Raw genomic sequence first — 13,944 nt, 5'->3', positions numbered from 1 at the left:
GATGGCGGCGGTCCCGGCCTGGACCGCGCAGGATGCCAGCTTCATGGAACTGGCGCTGGAACAGGCGCAAGCAGCCTACGACATCGGCGAGGTGCCGGTAGGCGCGCTGGTGGTGTCGGCCCAGGGCGACATCCTGGGGCGCGGCTACAACCGCACCATCATCGACCACGACCCCACCGCCCACGCCGAGATCGTCGCCTTGCGCGGCGCCGCGCGCGCGCTGGAAAATTACCGGCTGCCGGGCATCACCGTATACGTCACGCTGGAGCCCTGCGTCATGTGCATCGGCGCCATGCTGCATGCGCGGCTCGCGCGCGTCGTGTTCGGCGCCTACGATCCCAAGACCGGCGCCTGCGGCAGCGTGCTGGACGTGGGCTCGGTCCCCAAACTCAATCATCACACCTCAGTCACCGGCGGCGTGCTGGCGGAACCTTGCGGCGAGCTGCTGCGCCGGTTCTTCCGCGAGCGCCGCAGCAAGGAATCCGCAGCATGAGCAAATCCCAAGGCGCCAAGGCGCGCGGCGCGAAAGCCGCCGCCGCCCACGACCATGACCACAACCACGATCATGGCCACGCAGGCCACGAATGTGATGAAGACTGCGGGCATGACCACACCCACGCCCACGTGCTGCCCGACGCCCGCGGCATCTACCTGATCTCGCCGTCGTCTGCCGTGCGCGATCCGGCCGCCGTCGAACTGGCGCGCGAACGGCTGCAGCAACAGGGCTTCAAGACCGCCGTGGACCGCACTGCGTACGCGCAGCACCAGCGCTTTGCCGGCACCGACGCGCAGCGCCTGGCCAGCCTGACGCGCGCCGCCAAGCAGAAGCTGCCCATCGTCATGGTGACGCGCGGCGGTTACGGCATGGGCCGGCTGCTGCCTGCCATCGACTGGAAGGCCATGGCCGACAGCGGCAAGCGATTCGTGGGCATGAGCGACTTCACTGCCTTCAACCTGGGCCTGCTGGCACAGACCGGCGCGGTCAGCTATACCGGCGCCTCGGCCGTCTATGACTTCGGCGGCAAGAAGGTCGATGACCTGACCGAAGCGCTGTTCGGCGAGATCATGCGCGGCGAACTGGAAATCCTCAGCTTCGAAACCCAGGACGCCGATGCGGTGGACTGCCGCGGCATCCTGTGGGGCGGCAACCTGGCCATGCTGACGTCCTTGCTGGGCACGCCCTACATGCCCAAGGTGCGGGGCGGCATCCTGTTCCTGGAAGACGTGGCCGAGCATCCCTACCGCATCGAACGCATGCTGATCCAGCTGGCGCAGGCCGGCATCCTGGGCAAGCAGAAGGCCATCGTGCTGGGCCGCTTCTCGGACTACAAGCTGGCGCCGCACGACAACGGCTACGACCTGCACGAAGTCGTGGCCTGGCTGCGCAAGACGGTCAAGGTGCCGGTGGTGACGGGGCTGCCGTACGGCCATGTCGCCACCAAGGCGACGCTGCCGATCGGGCAGAAGGTAGGCCTGGCCACCGAGAAAGGCATGGCGCACCTAGTGCTGGACGAACACACGCACTAAAAAAGGAAAGGGGCGCCGAGCGCCCCTTTCTCATTGCTACTTGAATAGCCTGTCGACCAGCGATTGCGCCTTCTGCTCGCTGCGTCGCTTGGCCTCGGCCTGCTCGGCGGGCGACTGTGCCGCCTTGCTGCACTCCCCGGCATAGCTCGCGAAGCGCGACGCGCATTCCTGCGCCAGCTTGCGCGCCTGATCCCAGCCCTGGGTCTGACCATAGAAGCGGATGGCTTCGGGCCATGCCAGCGCCGAACCACGGAAGTACTCGAAGCCCTGGCCCATGATCTTGGAGGCGGGCCCGGACTGGCCCGCGCCCAGCAGATTATTGGCGCGCAGCACGTACACCTGCCACGCGCGGTCGGGCTCGGACGCGAGGTTGCGGTCCAGCAAGGCGGACCCGCGCGCGCCGGACTCCGCCTGCGCCATGCTCAAGGTCAGCAAGGGCAGGGCGTGCGCGGCGCTGGGCCCCGAAGCGGCCTGGGCCGCGAGCTTGCGGGCGCGCGGATAGTCCTGAGCTTGCAGCGCCTGCTGCGCCTCGGCTGCGGTCTTGTAGTTCTTCAGCAGCGCGGCCGTGCGGCGTTGCGCGCGGGCCTTGTTCCAGGGCGCGGTCGCCGCCGCAGGTCGCGGCTTGCCCGCCATCAGGGGCATGACCTGTTCGGTCAGCGCGGCCAGGCGCGCGCCGGTGTCGGGATGGCTGACGGTCAGCTTGTTCCAGATGTCTTCCAGGCCGGTGCGCAAACCTTCGCTGGCGCCGGCCACGCCGGAATTCAACGAGGCCTGCATCTCGGTGAGGGGAGCGATGCTGTTGCCCTTGGCCGCCTCCCGCTTGCGGGTGTTGTCGGCCGCCGCCTGTTTGATCTGCTCGAGCATGCGCTGGCGCGCTTCGGCCTGTACCTGGGCGTTCTCGGCTTCCCAGGTGGCCTGGCGTTCCAGGAACGCCTTGAAGCCTTGCGTATACGAGTAGCCCAGTTCCAGGCTGACAGTGGCGCCGAAACGGTCGGCGTTTTCTTCCTGCTGCCGGCCCCAGGCCGGCACCAGCATGTTCTTGCCCAGCGTATACGAGGCGATCACGCTGTCCACGGGGCTCCAACCGGTGGCGCTGCCGGCCTTGCGGGCCAGCGCCACGCCCACGGCCGCCAACGATGCGACCTGGTCGCCCGCGGCATTGACCGATTCCATCTGGTGGTAGTCGAGGTAGACGTGGCCGAACTCATGGGACAGGATGGCGACGATCTCGTCCTCGGATTCCGCCGAGGCCAGCCAGCCCATGGACAGGTAGATGTTGCCCGCGCCGGTGCTGTAGGCTTCCAGCGCCGATGAAGAGGTCACGTGAACCGCGCCAGGCCAGCCCGGCACGCCCGCGGCGTTCTTGATCCGGGCAAGCAGGCCGTTCAGATAGGTTTCCATCTCCGGCATGGCGACCAGGCCCATGCCCTGGGCGCGCTGGTTGCGCGCGTCCAGGTTGGCGTCGGGCCATTGCCGGTCGGCGGGAGGCGGAGGCAATTGGCCGGCCGTGACCGAAAAACCCTTGCCTCCGGGAAGCGTGGAGCAGGCGCTCAGCAGCAGCGCGCCGGATACGGCGGCCATGCGCAGGATGTGGGCGGATCGCATGGGCGGCTCAGCGGCAGACGTTCTCGCCCGCGCCTGCGGTCGAGCCGGTGGGCGGCGGCACGCCCTTGATCACAGGCCCGCATTGCGCGGCGGAGCCTCGCGCGATGCGCACGTGCATGCTGTCCACCCAATAGTCCTTGCCGTCGACCTTGACGTGGTAGAACTCATTGGCCTCTTCGAGCACGGGCCAGGGCATGCCCTGGCCATCGGACTTGGCCGCGGGCGCGCCGCCGTCCGACGTGGCATACAGCGGCACGGGCTTGATGTTCAGGCCGACGATGGCGTCCGCCGCCGAGGCGCTCGCGCCAGCCAGCGCAAGAGCGGCCGCGGCCAGCGCGGTAATCAGGGAGGAGGGCTTGGGCATGCGTTTCTACTCCTGTTGTGGGCGGGTAGCGGATGGCTCCCGCGAGGGTGTCGTGGACGCCGGCGCGGAAGCGCGGTCCGGTTTGCCAAAAAGAAAGGCGGTGGCGCGATTGGTCCAGCCGAGCCAGTGGGCGGCCAGGGCCATGATTGCCAGGTCGACGATGGGCAGGGTGCCCACGTTCAGCCAGCGCTGCGCAAGCAGCACGATGTACAGCACGATGAGCGAGGACAGGACGATGGCGGCCGCCTTGCGCAGCAGCAGCAACGCCGCGACGCAGAGCTTGGACGTCAACCAGCGCGCCAGCCACAGGCGCGCGGCGCGGTCGCGCAGCAGGGCTGACAGGCGCCCGGCCTTGGCCTTCCAGCCGTCGCCGGCTTGCGCGGCAGGCGGCAGCGGCAGGGCGGGTGCATCGGCAAAAAGCCGCCATTCGGCGGGCGGGGCCAGCAGCCGGCCGCCCAAGCGCGTATTACCGCGCAGCCATTGCGCCAGCCAATGCAGGAAATGGGCCAGCATGACGACCGGGATGCCCAGCAGCCACAGAACATTGGGCGGCCAGATTTCCCATTCGAGGGCGCGCTTATAGTCGTCCTGGTAGGTCAGCAGATTGTCCAGGGCCATGGCGTGCATGAACACGCCGGGGATGGCGTCATGCACGGGCGACAGCACGGTGTCGTTGAAGCCGCTGAGCGCGGCGCCGATCATGACGTAGCGCCCCGTGAGCATGTCGGCCAGGCGGGCGCCGTCGGCTTCTGGCGCGCGCAGTTCGGACAGGGTCAGCGCGCGCGTGTACGGGCAGATGGGCTGGGCGGCGTCCGGGTCGCCCAGCAGGCTGCGGACGTAGGACGGCAGCATTTCCATGTAGCCGCCGCGGGCCTGCCGGCATTCCATGCTGAAGCGGCGCTGGTCCAGGTTGTCGACGCCCCAGGTCAAGGCCATGGCTTCGTGCGTGCGCGTGATGGCCACCCCCGCCGCGTCCTGGGCGATGGCCAGCGCCGCGCTGCGCGCGTGCTCGCCCGACCAGAGGGGATAGCTCCATACCAGCCGGTCCACCTTGCTGGGGGTGTAGCGCACGTCGACCATGGTGAAGCATGGCTTCTCGCCCGCGGGCGCTTCCAGGCCCGAACGCAGGCTCAGGTTGCCCTGCGCATCGGGCAGCGCGGCCAGGAACACCGGGATGTTGGCGTCGCGCAGCTCGCACAGGGCGGCGGCCAGCTCGGGCAGGGTCGGATCGTCGCGCTCACGCCCGAAGGTGATGTCCAGGAAGATGGCCTTGGGCTTGTGGATCAGGCCGATGTTGCGCAGCCAGCGCGCATGCGTCCTGTAAGGCACCGGCCAGGCGCCTTTCTGCTGGTCCAGGGAGTCGTCGTCGATCAGGACGACCGTGGTGTCGTTGCGGTGCGCGATGTCGTAGTGGCCGCCGACCAGCCGGGCCTGGAGCCGCGCCGCCGCATAGGTGAGCAGGTCGGAACTGGGGGTGAGCCGGGGCGTCGCCCACAACATCACGATCGCGACGATGGCCGCCACGATCAGCGACCGGCCATAGGAAAGCTCGACTTTCTCGGAGGAGTGGTTGGCGTCTGCCACGTAGCGGGGGAGGTGGGTTGCAACCGCCTGACCGGCCTGGCGGCCATAGGCGCTGAGTTGCCCGCAATAGTACCCCAATTAATACAAATGTTTACGTTGTGACATCAAATGCCATGCAGCATTTCCAGATGCTTCAGCAGGTAGCTTGCCCGGCCTGGATGCGATTCACGGATGCTTGGTACACTATCGGGTTTCTCCGCATGCGTCCCCGGACGCCCAAAGACTCAAACATACCGTGATCTCCACCGCCAATCTCACCATCCAGTTCGGTCCCAAACCCCTTTTCGAGAACGTCAGCGTCAAGTTCGGGGAAGGCAACCGCTACGGGCTGATCGGGGCCAATGGTTCCGGCAAGTCGACCTTCATGAAGATCATCGGCGGCGACCTGGAACCCTCGGCGGGCAACGTGTCGCTGGAGCCGGGCGTGCGCCTGGGCAAGCTGCGCCAGGATCAGTTCGCGTTTGAAGACCTGCGCGTGCTGGACGTCGTCATGATGGGCCACACCGAGATGTGGGCCGCCATGTCCGAGCGCGACGCCATCTACGCCAATCCGGAAGCGACCGAAGACGACTACATGCGCGCGGCCGACCTGGAAGCCAAGTTCGCCGAGTACGACGGCTACACCGCCGAAGCCCGCGCCGGCGAACTGCTGCTGGGCCTGGAAATCGCCGTCGACCAGCACAACCTGCCGATGCGCGAAGTGGCGCCGGGCTGGAAGCTGCGCGTGCTGCTGGCGCAGGCCCTGTTCTCGAATCCGGACGTGCTGCTGCTGGACGAACCGACCAACAACCTGGACATCAACACCATCCGTTGGCTGGAAAACGTGCTCAACAGCTACCAGAGCACGATGATCATCATCAGCCACGACCGCCACTTCCTGAACCAGGTGTGCACGCACATGGCCGACGTGGATTACGGCGAGATCCGCATTTATCCGGGCAACTACGACGATTACATGCTGGCCTCGACCCAGGCCCGCGAGCGCCTGGTGGCCAACAACGCCAAGGCCAAGGAACGCGTGGCCGAACTGCAGGACTTCGTGCGCCGCTTTGCCGCCAACAAGTCCAAGTCGCGCCAGGCCACCTCGCGCCTGAAGCAGATCGACCGCATCAAGGCCGACCAGGTCGTGGTCAAGCCCTCGTCGCGCCAGAACCCGTACATCCGCTTCGAGCAGAACAAGGTCATGCACCGCCTGGCGGTCACCGTCGAAAACCTGTCCAAGGCCTACGACGCGCCCGTCATCCGCAAGTTCTCGGCCATGGTCGACGCCGGCGAAAAGATCGCCATCATCGGCGCCAACGGCGTCGGCAAGACGACCCTGCTGCGCCTGCTGGCCACCGACCTGCAGCCCGATTCGGGCGAAGTGAAGTGGTCCGAAAACGCCGACTTGGGCTACATGGCCCAGGACGTGTCCGACCAGTTCCTGCAGACCGACATCAACTTGCTGGACTGGATGGGCGACCATCGCCAACCGGGCGACGACGACCAGTCGATCCGTTCGGTGCTGGGCCGCCTGCTGTTCTCGGCGGACGACCTGCCCAAGGCGCCCAAGGTGCTGTCCGGCGGCGAAAAGAACCGCATGACCTTCGGCCGCCTGATGCTGGGCCGGCACAACGTCATGCTGCTCGACGAGCCCACCAACCACCTGGACATGGAATCGATCGAATCGCTGCAGTTCGCGCTGGAAAAGTACGAAGGCACGCTGGTGTTCGTGTCCCACGACCGCGAGTTCGTGTCCGGCCTGGCCACGCGCGTGATCGAGATCCTGCCCACGGGCGAGATCGTCGACTACCGCGGCGGCTACGACGACTACCTGACCTCGCGCGGCATCGACGGCTGAGGCCGCCGCGGGCCGCCGCCAGAAGCATCTGGCCGCGGCCCTGGATCTGCCTTACATGCCTATGGTCATGCCGCCATTGGCATAGAGGTGCTGCCCCGTCATGTACGAGGCGGCATCCGACAGCAGGAAGCACACCGGCCACGCCACCTCTCCAGGCTGGCCGAAGCGGCCGAGCGGGATCTGCGACAGATAGGTGTCGCGGAACTTGTCCCCCCGTATGGTCTCCGTCATGGGCGTTTCCACCACGCCGAAGCCGATGGTATTGACGCGTATCCCGTACTTGCCCCATTCGCGCGCGGCGCTCATCGTCAGGCCCAGCACGCCGGACTTTGCCGCGGCGTAGTTGATCTGGCCTATGGTGCCGCGGCGACCCGCGTCCGAGGTGATGTTGACGATGGAGCCGCCGGGCTTGCCAGTCTCGCGCGCCCCAGCCAGCATGTGGCGGCCGACGGCCTGCAGGAACTGGAAGGATCCGGTCAGGTGCACGTCGATCACCTTTTGCCAGGCTTCCTGGGTCATTTTTTCTATCATGGCGGTGCGGGTGATGCCCGCGTTGTTCACCAGGCCGTCCACCGCGCCGTAGCGCTGCGCCGCGCGCTCGACCGCCGCGGCCGCGAATGCCGGGTCCGACACGTCGCCGGCCAGGGTCAGCAACTGATCCTTGGGCGCCTCGCGCTCGAACGCGGCGAGGGCGTCGGCGTTCATGTCGACGGCGGTCACGCGCGCGCCTAATTGCATGGCCAGTTCGCTGATGGCGCGGCCTATGCCCTGGGCGGCGCCCGTCACGATGATGCTGCGCTGGTCTAGCAGAAAAGCTGTGCGGTTCATGGTTTTCCTTGTCGGGTTCAGAGGGTTTCGGCCGTGCCGAGGATCAGGGTGGCCTGGCTGGACAGCTCGCCGCCGTTGCCGTGAGCCAGCGCCAGGCTGGCGCCGGGCACCTGGCGCGCGCCGCCCAGGCCGGCCAGCTGCGCGTAGGCTTCAACCATGGTGAACAGGCCGTACATGCCGGGATGCACGCAGGACAGGCCGCCGCCGTTGGTGTTGACGGGCAGCTCGCCGCCGGGCGCGATGCGGCCGTTTTCCACGAACGCCGCGCCTTCGCCCTTGGCGCAGAAGCCCAGGTCCTCCAGGAACAGGATCGGGTTGATGGTGAAGGCGTCGTACAGCTCCAGCACGTCGATGTCCCGCGGCCGCACGCTGGCCTGGGCAAAGGCGCGCGCGCCGCTGCGCGCGGCCGCCGTCACCGTCAGGTCCGGCATATTGGTGATTTCGCGGTGGTCCGTGGCGGCGGCCGCGCCCAACAGATAGGCGGGCCGGGCGCAGTGGTCGCGGGCCCGGTCGGCGCGGGTCATCACCACGGCGGCGGCGCCGTCGGTGACCAGGCAGCAGTCGCGCACGCTCAGGGGCTCGGCCACCATGCGGGCCGACAGGTACTGCGCCATGTCCAGAGGTTCGCGCATGTAGGCTTCAGGATTGAGCATGGCCCATTGGCGGGCGGCGATGGCCACCGCGCCCAGCTGTTCGCGCTTCAGGCCGTACTGGTGGGCGTAGCGCGAAGCCGCCAGCGCATAGGCGCCCACCGGACGCGCCAGGCGGTAGGGCGCTTCGTTGGGGGCGGGGCGCATGGAGCTCACCAGTTTGCCCGCGCCGCTGCGCTGATTGCTGCCGTAGGCGATCAGCGCCACGTCGCATTGCCCCGCTTCCAAGGCCAGCGCGGCCCACATGGCGTGCGTCAGAAAGGAGGACCCGCCGGTGCGGTTGTTCTCCGTCAGGCGAGGCGAGATGCCCAGGTATTCGGCAAAGCCCAGGCCGGACATGAAGTCATCGGGCAGACCGATGAAAAGGCCGTCGACCTGATCCGGGCGCAGCCCTGCCTGGTCCAGGGCCGCAAGACTGGCCTGAACGGCGAGGTCCATCGAGCTCAGCCCCGGGGTCTGGCCGATACCGTAGGTGGCTGCGGCGACGATGGCGGCCTTGCCGCGCGGGAAACGGTCTTGGGTCATGCTTGCTCCGCCACAGGTTCAAACACCAGCACGCCGCATCCGGCCTCCTGGACGACGCGGGCGCGCACCCGGGCGCCGATGCGCACGTCCTGCGCGGGGATGCCGTCCACCCGTGACATCAGCCGCGGCCCTTCGTCCAGATCGACCAGCACCACGCCGTAGGGCGTTTCGGGCGGCCGGGGGTGGATGACGGTGGCGGCGTAGATCCGCCCCAGTCCGCTGGGTGCGGCCCATTCCACGTCGCGCGAACCGCTGCGCGGCGCGGCTACGCGCGGATAGAAGAAGAATTCGCCGCTGGCGCGGTCGCGCTGCAGCATGAAACGGCCTTCGTTCAGATAGGCCTCGTAGCGGGCCTGCGGACCCGGTTCGGCGGTTTGGGTTTGCGTAGGCATGTCGTTCAATCCCATTTGTAGGCGGGGGGCAGCTTTTCCACGAAGCGCCGGGCGGCTTCGCGGTGGAAGGCGCTGTCGCGGCAGATGGCCTGGGCCATGGCTTCCTGCGCGTAGATGTCTTCGCGGCTGGATTCGAAGGTCCGGTTCATGATGGTCTTGGCCAGGCCCAGCGCCTGCGTCGGGGCGTTGTGAAAACGTTCGGCCATGGCCAGCGCCTGTTCCAGCGGATCGCCGTCGCAGAGCGCCTGCACCAGCCCAAGATCGAGCGCTTCTTCGGCGTCGCAGACCCGGGCCGTGAACACCAGTTCCTTGGCGCGCGCCAGCCCGACGGCGCGCGGCAGCAGATACATGCCCAGCATATCGGGCACGTAGCCGATGCGGGCGAACACCGCGCAGAAGGTGGCGCCGCGCCGCGCGATGGCGTAGTCCGCGCACAGCGCCAGCGACAGGCCGGCGCCGAAAGCCACGCCTTCCACCGCGCTGATGACGGGTTTCTCCAGATCCACCAGCGCGTCGTACCACTGGTGGATCTTGCGGATGCGCGCGCGCCCCTCGAAGGCGTCCAGGCCCTGGGCATGCGCCTGTGCGATGGACTTGATGTCGCCGCCGGCGCAGAAATGCCCGCCCGAACCCGTCAGGACGACGGCCTTGATGCCGTCATCCTCGCGCAGTTCCGGGAGGGCGCGCGCGAACGCATCGCGCATCTCCAGGCTGAGCGCATTGCGCTGGTCGGGGCGGTCCATGGCCAGCACGGCGGTGGCGCCGTGGCGGGTGATCTTCAGTGTCATGCCTGCTCCTTGCCTGCGTGATAGGCGATCTGCGTGAGCCAGCGCGCAACCAGCGCTGGTCTGTCCTCGCCGTCGATATCGATGCGAACGTCCCACGCCAGGCGCGCCTGGCCATCCGGCAGCTCGTCCACGCCAGTCAGCGCAAACGCGCCGCGGATGCGCGCGCCGGCCTTGACCGCCTGGGTGAAGCGCACGCGGTCAAAGCCGTAGTTCACCGCCAGCCTTCGGTTCGGAAAGCGCATCGCCGACGCATAGAGGCTGGGCAGCAGCGAGAGCGTCAGCAAGCCGTGGGCGATGGCCGCGCCGTAGGGCGATTCGGCTTGCGCGCGCTGCGGGTCCATGTGGATCCACTGCGTGTCGCCGGTGGCCAGGCCGAAGCGGTTGATGGTGTCCTGGTCGACCGTCTGCCAGGGCGTCAGCGCGGGAGGCTGTCCGGAAAAGGCGCGCAGCGCCTCGATGGAGTCCAAGGTGATCATGGGGGGCTCTTTTCACTGGGCCTTCAGGCCCAGGTCGCGGGCGACCGGCAGCCAGCGGTCGCGCTCCGCCTGCACGAAGGCGGCGAACACCTGGGCGTCGCCTGGCATGGCCACCGCGCCGATACTGGTGAGCTTGCGCTGCAGTTCCGGCTGCGCGAGCGCCTGGTTGACGCCGCGGTTCATCTGGTCGACGACGGCGGTCTGCGTGCCGGCGGGCGCCACCAGGCCGAACCAGGCGCTGGCGTCGATGCCGGGATAGCCGAGCTCGGCGGCGGTGGGTACGTCGGGCAGGCCGGCGAAGCGCTTGTCGTCGAGCACGGCGAAGGGGCGGATCTTGCCGGACTGCGCCTGCGTCATGCTGGAGGGCAGGGCGTCGAACATCATGTCGGTGCTGCTGCCCATCAGGCCGACGATGGCGGGGGCGCTGCCCTGGTAGGGTACGTGCGTGACCTGGAAGCCCAGCTTGCTGACGGCGTATTCGCCGGCAAGATAGGTGATGTTCCCGGTGCCGGCCGAGCCCATGGTCAGCTTGCCGGGAGATTGCTTGCCCAGGGCGATCAAGGCCTTGACGTCGCGCGCCGGCAGGTCATGGCGCACCACAAGCAAGAGCGGCGACTTGGCCATGCCCGAGACCGGGACGAAGTCCTTGGACGGGTCGTAGGTCATCTTTGCGTAGAGCGCCTGGTTCACCACCAGCGGGGCATTGGAGCCGACGAAGAAAGTCTTGCCGTCGGGCTTGGCGCGGGCGACGTAGTCGGCGGCGATCATGCCGGCGGCGCCGGGCTTGTTCTCGACGATGATGGTCGCGCCGCCGCCCTTGCTCATTTCCTGCGCCACCAGGCGCGCGATCTGGTCGGCGGCGCCGCCGGGCGGGTAGGGCACGATGAAGCGGACGGGCGCGTCCTGAGCCGACGCGGGGGCGGCCGCTAGGGCCGCCAGGGTCAGGGCGCTGCAGACTGCGGCGGTGATGATGCGCATGGTGGTGTCTCCTGGGTTGTTGTCATGGCCGCCTGCCCGGCGGTTGGGGTCAGATGATTCCGCGGCCTTTCAGCTGCGCGATGCGGGCTTCGTCCAGGCCCAGCCGCTCGCGCAGCACGGCGTCGGTGTGCTGGCCCAGCGCCGGCGCGGCGCGGTCGTAGCGCATGGGGGTGTCGCGCATGCGGATGGGGTTGGCCACGGCCGGCGTGTCCACGCCGGAGGCATGGGGCAGCGACAGCTGCATGCCGCGATGGCGCACGTGCGGGTCCTGGAATACCTGTTCGATGTTGTAGATGGGCCCGCAGGGCACGTTGACCGCCTGCAGTATCTGCACCCATTCCTGCATGGTGCGCGCCAGCATCGCCTCGGCGATCGGCGGTATCAGCGTGTCGCGGTTCCGATTGCGCCCGCCGGCCGTGGCGTAGCGTTCGTCGGCGGCCAGGTCGGCGCGGCCGATGGCGCCGCAGAAGGCGCGGTATTGGCCGTCATTGCCGACGGCGACGATGACCGAGCCTTCCTTGCAGGCGAATACCTGGTACGGAACCATGTTGGAATGGGCATTGCCCATGCGCTGCGGCACCCGCCCGGACAGGAAGTAGTTGATGGCTTGGTAGGACGAGATCGTGATCACGCAGTCCAGCAGCGACATGTCGATGTACTGCCCCACGCCGCTGACGCGGCGGTGTTCGACTGCGGCCAATATGGCCGTGCTGGCGTAGACGCCGGTCAGCAGGTCCGTGATCGCGATACCGGATTTCATCGGCTCGCCGGCGGGGTCGCCGGTGATGCTCATCAGTCCGCCCATGCCCTGGAACACGAAGTCGTAGCCCGGCAGCGGCGCGTAGGGTCCGTCCTGGCCGAAGCCGGTGATCGAGCAATAGACCAGGCGCGGATTGATGGCGCGCAGGCTGTCGTAGTCCAGTCCATAACGCGCCAGCGTGCCGACCTTGTAGTTCTCGACCAGCACGTCGGAGTCCTTCGCCAGTTCCGCAATCAGAGCCTGGCCTTCCGTCGTGGCGATGTCCACGGTAATTGACCGCTTGCCGCGGTTGGCGCTCAGGAAGTAGGACGAGTCCCGGGTCTCAGCGCCGTCGGCGCCGGTCAGGAAAGGCGGCCCCCAGCCGCGCGTGTCGTCGCCGTGTCCAGGGCGCTCTACCTTGATGACGTCAGCGCCCATGTCGGCCAGCGTCTGCGTCGCCCATGGGCCGGCCAGCACGCGCGTCAGGTCCAGGATCTTGAGGTGGGATAGCGCGCCGCGCGGCTGCGCGGCGGCGGTGTTGTCTCGCTCCATGTCGCTCCGATCGGGGTGGGCCCCGTTATGTCTGGGGTCCACCTTAATGACGGAGGTAGCGAGGGTCCAATATCGTTTTACGTGTTATCGATTCGAATTGAGTATTGCCGGCGGGATGGGGCCGCCGTTCGATGTCCGTAACCAGTCCGGGCAGAACGCTGTTGATGCGTTCTTTATTACGAAAAGAAGTTAAGACATTCAATATTGATAGTTTGGATTCATATAACGAATTGTTAGATTGGAGGCTCATTTTTGGCCCGCCACGATACGTTCCATGAATCTCACCTTCGATCACGTCCACAAGCACTTCGGCGAACTGCCGGTGGTGGACGGCTTTACCAGCGAAATCAAGACCGGTGAACTGGTTGCCCTGGTGGGCCCCTCGGGTTGCGGCAAGTCCACCTTGCTGCATCTGGCGGCCGGCCTGGAAAAGCCCACCGAAGGCAGCGTGCTGGCCGACGGCAAGGCGGTTGCCGGCCCCCATCCCAGCCGTACCCTGGTGTTCCAGGAACACGCGCTGTACCCCTGGCTGACGCTGGAGGACAACGTGGCGCTGGCGCTGGAATTCCAGAACACGCCCAAGCCCCGCGCCCGTGAAGCCGCGCGCCAGTGGCTGGCGCGCGTCAGTCTGGCCGGCTTCGAACACTATTACCCCCATCAGGTGTCCGGCGGCATGCGACAACGCGCCGCGCTGGCGCGCGCCTTCATCGCCCAGCCGCAGACCATGCTGATGGACGAGCCTTTCGGCGCACTGGACGCGCTGACCCGGCTGAGCCTGCAGGACGTCCTGCGCCAGCTCATCGCCCAGGAAAAGCCCACCGTGCTGCTGGTGACGCACGACGTGGACGAGGCCTTGTTCCTGGCCGACCGCATCATCGTCTTCAGCCCGCGCCCGGCGCGCGTGCTGCGCGAGTTCAACCTCGCGCACCGCGAAAAGACCCATGACCTGTCCGGCCTGGCGGCCGAGAAGCGCGAGATCCTGCGCCTGCTCGGCATCGCGGTGGACGGTTCGGGCGAGCACGCGGACCTGGCCCTGGCAGCCTGACCCCCGGATCTGGATTCTTGCTGGCGGCGCGTGCGCGTCGGCCGGCCCTGC

Annotated in this window: 14 protein-coding genes; 4 read left to right on the top strand and 10 right to left on the bottom strand. The window is 67.6% G+C overall.

The annotated features are described in order from the left end of the window. Position 1: 1 nt before the first annotated feature. The gene (gene tadA, locus IB259_RS06235) at positions 2–493 is read left to right on the top strand and encodes a tRNA adenosine(34) deaminase TadA (RefSeq protein ID WP_054453937.1); all 492 of its coding nucleotides are present in this window, start codon (positions 2–4) and stop codon (positions 491–493) included. Then, positions 490–1,527 carry an LD-carboxypeptidase gene (locus tag IB259_RS06230; protein ID WP_192328041.1) on the top strand — a complete coding sequence of 346 codons (1,038 nt, stop codon included), beginning with the start codon at positions 490–492 and terminating at the stop codon, positions 1,525–1,527. Before tadA ends, IB259_RS06230 begins: the two co-directional genes overlap by 4 nt. Before the next feature lie 36 nt (positions 1,528–1,563). Here the strand turns inward: IB259_RS06230 and IB259_RS06225 are convergent, their stop codons facing one another. The 3 genes from IB259_RS06225 to IB259_RS06215 are packed head-to-tail and all read right to left on the bottom strand — an operon-like array spanning position 1,564 to position 5,080. Continuing rightward, positions 1,564–3,132: a M48 family metalloprotease gene (locus tag IB259_RS06225; RefSeq protein ID WP_175181025.1), complete on the bottom strand. Its 1,569-nt coding sequence runs from the start codon at positions 3,130–3,132 to the stop codon at positions 1,564–1,566. Between the two features lie 7 nt (positions 3,133–3,139). Next, on the bottom strand, positions 3,140–3,496 hold the full coding sequence (locus IB259_RS06220) for a hypothetical protein (protein WP_192328038.1): 357 nt from the start codon (positions 3,494–3,496) through the stop codon (positions 3,140–3,142). Between the two features lie 6 nt (positions 3,497–3,502). Further along, positions 3,503–5,080 carry a CHASE2 domain-containing protein gene (locus tag IB259_RS06215; protein ID WP_054453945.1) on the bottom strand — a complete coding sequence of 526 codons (1,578 nt, stop codon included), beginning with the start codon at positions 5,078–5,080 and terminating at the stop codon, positions 3,503–3,505. 235 nt (positions 5,081–5,315) lie between these two features. On the opposite strand from IB259_RS06215, the gene IB259_RS06210 reads away from it, so the two are divergent. Continuing rightward, positions 5,316–6,920: an ABC-F family ATPase gene (locus IB259_RS06210; protein WP_119449656.1), complete on the top strand. Its 1,605-nt coding sequence runs from the start codon at positions 5,316–5,318 to the stop codon at positions 6,918–6,920. Between the two features lie 51 nt (positions 6,921–6,971). Here IB259_RS06210 and IB259_RS06205 read toward each other — a convergent pair whose 3' ends face one another. From IB259_RS06205 to IB259_RS06175, 7 genes are read right to left on the bottom strand one after another with little or no spacing between them, the layout of a single operon-like run. Beyond that, a complete protein-coding gene (locus tag IB259_RS06205) occupies positions 6,972–7,748 on the bottom strand; it encodes an SDR family NAD(P)-dependent oxidoreductase (RefSeq protein ID WP_119449657.1) in 777 nt (258 codons plus the stop codon). Positions 7,749–7,765: 17 nt separating this feature from the next. Continuing rightward, positions 7,766–8,923, bottom strand: coding sequence for a thiolase (locus IB259_RS06200; RefSeq protein WP_192328035.1), 1,158 nt, complete (start codon positions 8,921–8,923; stop codon positions 7,766–7,768). Beyond that, entirely contained in the window at positions 8,920–9,315 is a 396-nt protein-coding gene (locus IB259_RS06195) for a Zn-ribbon domain-containing OB-fold protein (protein WP_054454816.1), read from the bottom strand. The genes IB259_RS06200 and IB259_RS06195 overlap by 4 nt, the downstream gene beginning before the upstream one ends. Positions 9,316–9,320: 5 nt before the next feature. Further along, entirely contained in the window at positions 9,321–10,103 is a 783-nt protein-coding gene (locus IB259_RS06190; RefSeq protein WP_192328032.1) for an enoyl-CoA hydratase/isomerase family protein, read from the bottom strand. Beyond that, positions 10,100–10,579 carry a MaoC family dehydratase gene (locus tag IB259_RS06185; protein WP_192328030.1) on the bottom strand — a complete coding sequence of 160 codons (480 nt, stop codon included), beginning with the start codon at positions 10,577–10,579 and terminating at the stop codon, positions 10,100–10,102. The genes IB259_RS06190 and IB259_RS06185 overlap by 4 nt, the downstream gene beginning before the upstream one ends. A gap of 12 nt (positions 10,580–10,591) precedes the next feature. Beyond that, positions 10,592–11,557 carry a tripartite tricarboxylate transporter substrate binding protein gene (locus tag IB259_RS06180; protein ID WP_054453953.1) on the bottom strand — a complete coding sequence of 322 codons (966 nt, stop codon included), beginning with the start codon at positions 11,555–11,557 and terminating at the stop codon, positions 10,592–10,594. 49 nt (positions 11,558–11,606) lie between these two features. Next, positions 11,607–12,848, bottom strand: coding sequence for a CaiB/BaiF CoA-transferase family protein (locus IB259_RS06175; protein WP_192328027.1), 1,242 nt, complete (start codon positions 12,846–12,848; stop codon positions 11,607–11,609). 274 nt (positions 12,849–13,122) lie between these two features. Between IB259_RS06175 and IB259_RS06170 the strand changes: the two genes are divergently transcribed. After that, positions 13,123–13,893: an ABC transporter ATP-binding protein gene (locus tag IB259_RS06170; protein WP_054453958.1), complete on the top strand. Its 771-nt coding sequence runs from the start codon at positions 13,123–13,125 to the stop codon at positions 13,891–13,893. The last annotated feature ends 51 nt before the right edge of the window (positions 13,894–13,944 follow it).

Origin of the sequence: Achromobacter sp. ACM04 (assembly GCF_014851465.1) — a bacterium.
In the GTDB taxonomy this organism is placed as follows: Bacteria; Pseudomonadota; Gammaproteobacteria; order Burkholderiales; family Burkholderiaceae_B; genus Achromobacter; species Achromobacter aegrifaciens.
Note: the sequence above shows the minus strand (reverse complement) of the source record. Positions and strands in the feature narration are given on the sequence as shown.

Coding starts and splice junctions, on each gene's coding strand:
- tadA (WP_054453937.1), top strand. CDS start 2: ATGGCGGCGGTCCCGGCCTGGACCGCGCAGGATGCCAGCTTCATGGAA.
- IB259_RS06230 (WP_192328041.1), top strand. CDS start 490: ATGAGCAAATCCCAAGGCGCCAAGGCGCGCGGCGCGAAAGCCGCCGCC.
- IB259_RS06225 (WP_175181025.1), bottom strand. CDS start 3,132: ATGCGATCCGCCCACATCCTGCGCATGGCCGCCGTATCCGGCGCGCTG.
- IB259_RS06220 (WP_192328038.1), bottom strand. CDS start 3,496: ATGCCCAAGCCCTCCTCCCTGATTACCGCGCTGGCCGCGGCCGCTCTT.
- IB259_RS06205 (WP_119449657.1), bottom strand. CDS start 7,748: ATGAACCGCACAGCTTTTCTGCTAGACCAGCGCAGCATCATCGTGACG.
- IB259_RS06200 (WP_192328035.1), bottom strand. CDS start 8,923: ATGACCCAAGACCGTTTCCCGCGCGGCAAGGCCGCCATCGTCGCCGCA.
- IB259_RS06195 (WP_054454816.1), bottom strand. CDS start 9,315: ATGCCTACGCAAACCCAAACCGCCGAACCGGGTCCGCAGGCCCGCTAC.
- IB259_RS06190 (WP_192328032.1), bottom strand. CDS start 10,103: ATGACACTGAAGATCACCCGCCACGGCGCCACCGCCGTGCTGGCCATG.
- IB259_RS06185 (WP_192328030.1), bottom strand. CDS start 10,579: ATGATCACCTTGGACTCCATCGAGGCGCTGCGCGCCTTTTCCGGACAG.
- IB259_RS06180 (WP_054453953.1), bottom strand. CDS start 11,557: ATGCGCATCATCACCGCCGCAGTCTGCAGCGCCCTGACCCTGGCGGCC.
- IB259_RS06175 (WP_192328027.1), bottom strand. CDS start 12,848: ATGGAGCGAGACAACACCGCCGCCGCGCAGCCGCGCGGCGCGCTATCC.
- IB259_RS06170 (WP_054453958.1), top strand. CDS start 13,123: ATGAATCTCACCTTCGATCACGTCCACAAGCACTTCGGCGAACTGCCG.